The sequence below is a fragment of the Mesorhizobium sp. YIM 152430 genome (genome assembly GCF_029210365.1).
In the GTDB taxonomy this organism is placed as follows: Bacteria; Pseudomonadota; Alphaproteobacteria; order Rhizobiales; family Rhizobiaceae; genus Aliihoeflea.
In genome coordinates this window covers 1-1156 of the sequence record NZ_JARGES010000021.1, presented here as the reverse complement: position 1 = coordinate 1156, position 1156 = coordinate 1, and the positions used below count along the sequence as shown (strand labels likewise).

3 protein-coding genes are annotated in these 1156 nt (G+C 59.8%); all 3 read left to right on the top strand.

Features of this window, described 5'->3' with window-relative positions:
* Positions 1–174: DUF736 family protein (locus PZ895_RS07030; protein WP_275838315.1), on the top strand; the 174-nt coding region annotated here is incomplete at its 5' end.
* A gap of 156 nt (positions 175–330) precedes the next feature.
* On the top strand, positions 331–621 hold the full coding sequence (locus PZ895_RS07025; protein WP_275838314.1) for a hypothetical protein: 291 nt from the start codon (positions 331–333) through the stop codon (positions 619–621).
* Positions 621–1156: Fic family protein (locus PZ895_RS07020; protein WP_275838313.1), on the top strand; the 536-nt coding region annotated here is incomplete at its 3' end. The genes PZ895_RS07025 and PZ895_RS07020, both read left to right, overlap by 1 nt.

Genomic DNA, 1156 nt, shown 5'->3' with positions numbered 1-1156 from the left:
TCCGGCGCGGTCGAGCTGGGTGCCGCATGGCAAAAGACCTCCAACGAAGGACGCGACTACCTCTCGGTCAAGCTGGACGATCCGAGCTTCCCCGCCCCGATTTACGCCACCCTGGTCGAAGTGGAAGGCGAAGACGGTCTCCAGCTGATCTGGTCTCGGCCTAACCGGGACTGATCACGCCGGCCCGCAGGCCCCGCCGAAACGGCGGGGCCTGCTGCTTGACGCCGCGTACAAAAGGAATGGCCGTCCTTGGCGGTAGAAGGACCGCGCAGACTGGTTTTCGAGCCGAATTTCGGCTATACAAAAGAGCAAGTTACAGGAGCCTGAAACATGACCGCAACGCTAATGGAAAGCCCCGCTGTCGCAGATCGCGCACATGCGTTGCGGCTTGCCAAACAGGTCATCAGAACCTTCGATCAGAAGCCGCTCGAGCCGATCGTCGCAGCAATGCTGACTGATGGTCACAAGGCCGCGCTTTCGGCAATGGCTGTGTCGCGGGACGAGCCAAACCTGTTCGAACAGTTCCTCGTCCTGTGCGAAGAGGCCGGGCTGTTGAGCGAGAAGGATTGCGATCAGCTGGGCGATGCCTATGTCGAAGCAAGGCGTGCCCGTGCCGCTTGATGAGTGACCCCTATCTTTATCCGGGCACCACAGTCCTCATCAATCATTTCAACATCAGGGATCAGGCCAAACTCGACAGCAAGGAGCGTCGGGAGACTCTGAAGACGTTGAAGGGTCTTTACGACAATCCGGTCAAGGGCGATTTTGGCCTCGCCCACCTGCTGGAATTACACCGGCGCATCTTTGCGCCGGTGTATCCGTTCGCCGGCGAAATCCGCCGCATCGATATGGTCAAGGCCGAGGAAAAACTGGGCGGAGGCAGCGTCGAATACGCGCCGTTCCATCTGGCGCGCCTCCAGGCCGAACACCACCTTAAGCAACTCAATGCCTGCGACTGGTCGGGTCTCAGCGATCTGTCGCGGGCGCAGGACATGGCCTCATTTGCAGGCATGATTGTCGACCTCTGGAAAATCCATCCGTTCCGGGAAGGCAATACGCGCACGACCATGACCTTCATGCACCAGTTTGCGGCGGCCAAGGGCTTCGCACTGGACCGCGAGCTGATCCGCGCGAATGCTGAATACGTCCGTCATGC